Consider the following 6,225-nt stretch of genomic DNA (forward strand, 5'->3'; position numbering starts at 1 on the left):
TGCGTTTTTTACACTCCTCCGGGTTTTACATTCTGATTTTCCCAATTCCTGATCGTTATTTTCGCATGACCGTTTGTAAAGGTAATCTCGATAGGAATGGTTACTTCAATATCTTCCTCCATCGGTATGTGGTAGCGGGCAATAAGCCCTGCCAACGAAATCGGGGGCACGATATGGTTTCCCGTGGTGGGATCGATAATTTCCACCATGCCGGGGGTATCGGCCTTGAAACGGGGGATGTCAGTCGTGGCATTAGCATGGCGGTTGGTGACATCATATGCTACGGCAGGCTGGAATGTCTTGTTCCGGCTTACGGACTGGAGACGCCATGTGCCCGAGGTTTCGTCGAACACCGGTCGCAAGGCTGACTCCATGCCCGTGATGTGTACCACAGGCTGCACGCTCACACCATCAAGGTGAAGACTTACACGGATAGTGCCGGGGCTGAAATTGACAGTATGGTCTCCAGTCTCGTGCTCACTGACCGTAAGTGGCGTGACAGCGAAAAGAAGCCGATCAAGCGTGGGGATGGAAGCGGAAGTCTCCGCATGCGGGTGTGAGGCGGAAAGGTTCCTTATGGTTTCTCCTTCGGAAAAGCCGCCGAGCTTGGTCTGTGCATCCGAAGCATTCGCCCAGAGCACGACAGTGTAGTTTCCCTGCGGCAGATACATCTCAACACCCTGCAAACGGTCAAGTTCACTCTTCTCCAGCGTCTGCATATGCTCAATACTGCCATCGGGACGGTACACACACAGCCTCACCCTCTGAACACGCTCTCCGAAAAGGTCAGCGGCAGAGCCGCGAGGCTTGTAGGTAAATCGTAACAGGGTATCCAGAGGGCAGCCCTCCAGGGACTCCCTGATGCACCTCGACAAGACTAAGGTTAAAATACCGGAAAGCATCAGGAAGCGTATAGCTTTATACAATTTCATGCGTAGTATCTTTTAGGTGAATAACTGTGGTTATGACTTTATATGAATATACGTGTTATGATTTAACAGGTTATAGAAATACAGGTCGTGAGGTCAGGGCAAAAGACACCCACGACCTGCTTACATTCCGCCGTGCGAGAGGAACTGGTGAACTAGTAAAATGAGCTAAAAATCTCCTCTACGCAAACGGACTTGTAAAAGAAACAAACAAATACAATATACCTTGATGGTATGACAGTTAGAGATTAGGCTTGACAGGAACGACCGTCCAGGCTTTTACCGTCACCTTCAACCAAACGCTGACAGCACTGGTATTAGGTATTGTGGAAAGGTTGCTCTCGTCAAATGTAAAGTCGGCTTTCGAGATAGTATAAATCTTTCCTTTTTCCAGTTCTACAATATTGCCACTGCCATCTTTGAATCCTCTCACGGTGATAAACTGGTCACCTGTGCCGAAATTCACGCTGCTGCCGGCCTTAGCAGCCAAATTACTCAACTTAAATACGAGCTGGAGTTGCTCGTTCGCGTCAGTACTGTTACCGTTAGGAACAACCTGATATGCCCAACGTTGCCCTGCAGTTGGCGGAATGACTTCCTTTGGGATACCTGTAGCAGCGACGGCAGACTGGTCAAAGAGTTTTCCAGCGTTAGCAGGGGTGTAAAGCCCCTGTCCTTGAGCATAGGCAGCAGGAGTAGCACCATATTGTACTTTCGTTCCCACAACGGTACCGGCCAGGTTGAACTTTTCAAAGAAGTTATTCACATAGATTCCTTCCAGCGTAAAACCATCCACCGCACTGGAGGCCGTAGTCGCCAGACCTTCGATTTCGACACGTGCCACGGCAGGACCGATTTCCACTTCGGCATACTTGTCACCGTCCGTTATTCCAGGGGCATAAGGCAGGGCCGGACTACCGGTAGTCCATGTCTGCAGGGGTTTGTCATCGCCGCTCAACACCACATCCGCAACTGCAGACTGGCTTGTGATTTCCAGTTGTACAGCTTTCAATGCAGCTACGGTTCCACCTGTAGGCAATGAAGTTCCGGCAGGAATATTACCACATACCGTTACAGTGGTAGCCGCCGCGGGTACATCCGTTATTTGGGTACCGGTAGTCAGATTCGCAATCGTGATGGGAGTGGTTGTAGTCGCGTTCACATATTTCAGAATGCTGGTCCCGTCATGGAAGTATACATGCAGATTACTTACCGTAGCAACCGTTCCCGAGGCTACAGGAGGCTCGGTCGATCTCGTCAGCGTCGGCAACTCCAGCTTCATGAATACGCTTCTCGCTTCCCCGTTCTTTACGTCAGGCACTTCGATGTCATCGTTACTGCACGCGGTGAATGCTGCAGCCATAGCAACCATTGTAAACACGCTTAACAAACTTTTTTTCATAATCATTGTAATTAAATTGTTAATAAAAAAATAAACACTAATAAAACACTTGTTAATATTTAATTCGTACTTATACTTTTTTTCCTGTTTTGTTCTTTCTACTTTTTACTATTTCCCTTCCGCTATCCTGTCCAGTTCCATACGGAGCCCGAAGAACTTGGGAATGAGGTCCGACAGTTCCGGATCCAGGGGAATACGCAGGACAAGATTGGGATTCATGCGGCAGGCCGCAAGCATATGTTCCACTGCTAAGTAATCATCGCCCTGCCGGGCGCTTACCACAGCATGCAGGTATTCCTTGCGGGAATCTACGGGTAACTGGTCTAAAAGAGCGGAAGCCTCTTTATGATAACCGAGCTGTGTCAGGCAAAGGGCGGTGTTATAGTCAGGCCGTTTTTCCAATATCGGCAAGGCTTGCCGGTATTGTCGCTCTGAAAGGAGCCGCAAGGCTTCGGCATACTCTTCTCCCTGCGGAGTATATACGGGACCGCTTGCCGCAAGAGAGTCTGTCTCCGCAGAAGCTATGACATATTGGTCCAGAGCGGAACGGTCAACCAGGTCGCTAAGCGAGGCCACAATGAAGAGCAGCGTGTCCGAGGCGGCAGGCCGCCATGTGCTGCGGTCGGTGGCTTCCACGATAGACTCTAGCCGCACACGGAGCTTTTTCATTCCATCGGTGACGGGCAGAGAATATACATAGTTGTAGATATAATCATGTCCGGAAACTGAATCCGAATTCTGGCGGACCATCACGGAGTCGATATAGGGGAAGGGAATCATACGCCGGCGGATTTCATCACGGTTACGGTCATTCATCTCATTTTCGGCAATCCGGTCGTAGAAATAACGGTGGCGGGAGATGTCCATCGAATCGGTGGCGGTGAGGACATAGTTGTGTATGTTGGACAGGCTGCGCCCCCCCGTTATAAAGGTCACGGAATTTCGAAGGTACACGATCGGCGGTAAGCTCGCGTTCCAGCCGGTACATCGGCCAAAAGGAGGCCGTACGATGATATTTACGGTCATAGGAGGCCCACAACCCGAGCGTGTCACGACCAGCCACATAGCGCCGTACGCTTTCTTCGATCCGCTTGCGTTCCAGGCGGTGACGGAGTGTCGCACGGTTGGCCTGCGTACGCGTGTTCCAGAAATTCTGGCGTTCAAGGGCAAGGCGTTTCCACTTCTCGTAGGCAAGCTGACGGTCGCGCTCCTTGCCGTAAAGTTCATAGAAGAACCTCTGCCGGCAGGCGATATCCTTATTGATGCCTTTACGGTCAAGATACACACTATCATAAGCCGAAGGATCGACAATTCCATTAAGAAACAGCCTGTACGCCTTATAGTCCGCTTCCTGCATGCGGGTAAAGGAAGAACCGGAAAGCACAACAGGTGGTAGCGGGAAGCCTGAACTGTCAGAGGTGCAGAGCATCGGGGTGAGTGTGACACGCCAGTAACTGTCAATCAGGAGGGAAGGGACATGGATATTGAATTCCAAACGCACGGAACCTTCCCGCATGGTGACCTGCTTGACGACCGTGCGTGCAGCGACGATGTCAACACCGCCCAGGTGTATGGTTTTCCATACGTCATCCGTACTGTCGGAGACCTCTTCGAACTCACCGGGAAGAGTGTCCGAAGAAGTGGTGAACCCCACCTGTTCGGCAAGCACTCCGGAAGGTGCGCTCTCCTCGTGGGGAAGAAAAATATTAGGACGGCCGGACTGCATAAACAGCCGCATAGTCCGCGGTTCGCGGGAAGTGGAACAGGACACGGCCAGTAACACTCCCGCGCAGAAAGCGGCGGCCGTTATGTGGGATTTGAGATACTTATTCATCATTCAACTTTTTATATCTTGTTTCAACAGATAAGATGGTTTCAGAAAAGATAAACCAGATTAACGGCGGTACGTGTGGGTGTCACATAGACACCGGAGCCCTTGCCGGTACGCTTACCGCAGTTCACGCAACGGTAACGTTCCCAGTCGGCCCAGACAACACCGAGACCCAGTTCGAACTCCAGATTCCAGCGACGCGAAAGGGGGCGCACCAGCCCCGCAGAAAGCCCGCCGCCGAAAGCTGTGCCTTCGTAACGGTAGCGATGTCCGAACAGACCACCCGCATTATATATGGAGAACACACCGTGGAGCCCGATAAAACAACCCCTTCCGTAAGTTTCGCGCATCCAATAACGCACACCAGGCTGGACTGTGAAGTTTTTAAGCTTGCCGTCATCCCAAAGACGGAAAGGATTGTACTGTACGGGAAGATGGGCGGACCAATGCGTGGAAAAAGCCATGGAACCCTCCACATTCAGATTCCCCGTACCTAAACCCACCAGATTGGTTCTGACAGAATAAAACTGCGCGGAAACCTTGTCTGAATACACAAGGCAGGCCAAGACACAGGCAAAACATAAAAAGTACTTTTTTCTATTCAAATTCATAATTCAAACTAGGATAACTCAAACTTTAAGTGGATAAACAAAACATGCACCCAAAGTAAACGGATGAAAAGCTGTGTCATCATAATAAGACTGTTCTTATTCTACGTGCAACCTGTAAAAATGAAGTATTTTAATGAACAAGAAACAGTTTTATATTATCACATCTGTTTTGTTTTTCCTGGTTGCAAAAGTAATAACACATAAATCACGAGTTACAAAATGAAACCACAAATCTAACGTCCGCATTGCATAAAACATTATAATACAGAAACATAAAGACTTCGTTCTTCTTATTTTTCTAACACGACGCTAACAGATGATTTACAACCTTAAAAAATATAGGGCAATCAATAAGTTTCTGACAATTGACTGGAATAGTAACAGATATTATAATGAAAGCATCTTCATACTTTCCGGACATACCTCCCAGGAGAATTAAACCTGTTATGGCTTACCTCCATGACAAAACCATTCTACAATTACATCATTCCGGTATTATGGCAAAAACAATCTGAACATATTCTAGATTTAATTACCGGATGATGCATTAGTCATTGGAACCTAGTATAAAGTTGAAATACCTATCCCAGAAGGCTTAAGAATAATTCTTTATTAGCTGTTTCCGTAGATTTAATACGTGATTTGAGCCGTGACTTGCGAGCGTATACATTAGCCACCGTATCCTTCATGAATAAGCTAATTACTTGCGGTGAAAATCCTACAAAAATATAGCATAATAACCTGGTGTCGGAAGCTTTCATAGTTGGAAAATCTTCCTTGAGCTTGTACATGGCATTGTCATGACAAGTGTTTACGATTTTTTCCAGTTCTTGCAGTATGCCATTGTTTTCTGCAAAATCTGTAATTATCTGCTTTACTTCATTAAATATGACTGACTGTTGCGATGTTGTATTTTCACGTTCATAGTAGGTCTTTCCAAGTTTATCGACAATGTCAAAGCGTGAAGCAGCCAATCCTCTTAAATAACTTTCCGTAGTCTGCTGTTTTTTCACGCGTTCAGTAAGAGCCTTGTACTCGGAATTGGCTTTCTCTGTCAATAACAAATAATGGTTGGTACGATCACGTTGCATGCGTAAACGTTGGCGGACGATATACCAGGCAATTCCAATAATAAAAAAGGTAGCGGCTGCTATAGCTATTTCCCAGACAGTCCGGTTTTTCATTCTGTATTGGGCGAATTTTGTTCGCTCTTTAAAATAGTCCCGCTCGACCATACCGGCGGAGAATTGCATGTTTGAGCGCATTATTGAATCGTTCAAGTAGATATAGCGATGTACATTGTCCGTTGCTTTTTCAAAATTTTTAGCCTGCACTTCGATATGGTATGCAGTGTATTGTAGTTCTGCCATGTCGCAAATATCAGTAGTGTGCGCCTTTGCAAGCTCCAGATAATACCGTGCACTGTCTATATGATTCTTCAAAAGACTTACA

5 protein-coding genes and 1 pseudogene are annotated in these 6,225 nt (G+C 47.5%); all 6 read right to left on the minus strand.

Annotation, left to right across the window (positions count from 1 at the left end):
• Nucleotides 1-8 precede the first annotated feature (8 nt).
• Nucleotides 9-932: a FimB/Mfa2 family fimbrial subunit gene (locus N5O98_RS12600; RefSeq protein WP_004308149.1), complete on the minus strand. Its 924-nt coding sequence runs from the start codon at nt 930-932 to the stop codon at nt 9-11.
• A 238-nt stretch (nt 933-1,170) separates the two neighbouring features.
• Entirely contained in the window at nt 1,171-2,331 is a 1,161-nt protein-coding gene (locus N5O98_RS12605) for a hypothetical protein (protein ID WP_004318672.1), read from the minus strand.
• 108 nt (nt 2,332-2,439) lie between these two features.
• Nucleotides 2,440-3,198: a hypothetical protein gene (locus N5O98_RS12610; protein ID WP_004308152.1), complete on the minus strand. Its 759-nt coding sequence runs from the start codon at nt 3,196-3,198 to the stop codon at nt 2,440-2,442.
• Nucleotides 3,149-4,168 carry a hypothetical protein gene (locus N5O98_RS12615; RefSeq protein WP_224262684.1) on the minus strand — a complete coding sequence of 340 codons (1,020 nt, stop codon included), beginning with the start codon at nt 4,166-4,168 and terminating at the stop codon, nt 3,149-3,151. Before N5O98_RS12615 ends, N5O98_RS12610 begins: the two co-directional genes overlap by 50 nt.
• Before the next feature lie 38 nt (nt 4,169-4,206).
• A complete protein-coding gene (locus N5O98_RS12620) occupies nt 4,207-4,773 on the minus strand; it encodes a DUF3575 domain-containing protein (protein WP_004318675.1) in 567 nt (188 codons plus the stop codon).
• A 581-nt stretch (nt 4,774-5,354) separates the two neighbouring features.
• Nucleotides 5,355-6,225 (minus strand): annotated as a pseudogene (locus N5O98_RS12625) (hypothetical protein); the annotation flags it as partial.

The sequence above is a fragment of the Bacteroides sp. LFL-34 genome, assembly GCF_027257075.1.
Classification (GTDB): domain Bacteria; phylum Bacteroidota; class Bacteroidia; order Bacteroidales; family Bacteroidaceae; genus Bacteroides; species Bacteroides ovatus.

What these genes read in the sequence shown, in the direction of transcription:
- N5O98_RS12610 (WP_004308152.1), bottom strand. Translation starts at nt 3,198, where the DNA reads ATGGACATCTCCCGCCACCGTTATTTCTACGACCGGATTGCCGAAAAT.
- N5O98_RS12615 (WP_224262684.1), bottom strand. Translation starts at nt 4,168, where the DNA reads ATGATGAATAAGTATCTCAAATCCCACATAACGGCCGCCGCTTTCTGC.
- N5O98_RS12620 (WP_004318675.1), bottom strand. Translation starts at nt 4,773, where the DNA reads ATGAATTTGAATAGAAAAAAGTACTTTTTATGTTTTGCCTGTGTCTTG.
- N5O98_RS12600 (WP_004308149.1), bottom strand. Translation starts at nt 932, where the DNA reads ATGAAATTGTATAAAGCTATACGCTTCCTGATGCTTTCCGGTATTTTA.
- N5O98_RS12605 (WP_004318672.1), bottom strand. Translation starts at nt 2,331, where the DNA reads ATGAAAAAAAGTTTGTTAAGCGTGTTTACAATGGTTGCTATGGCTGCA.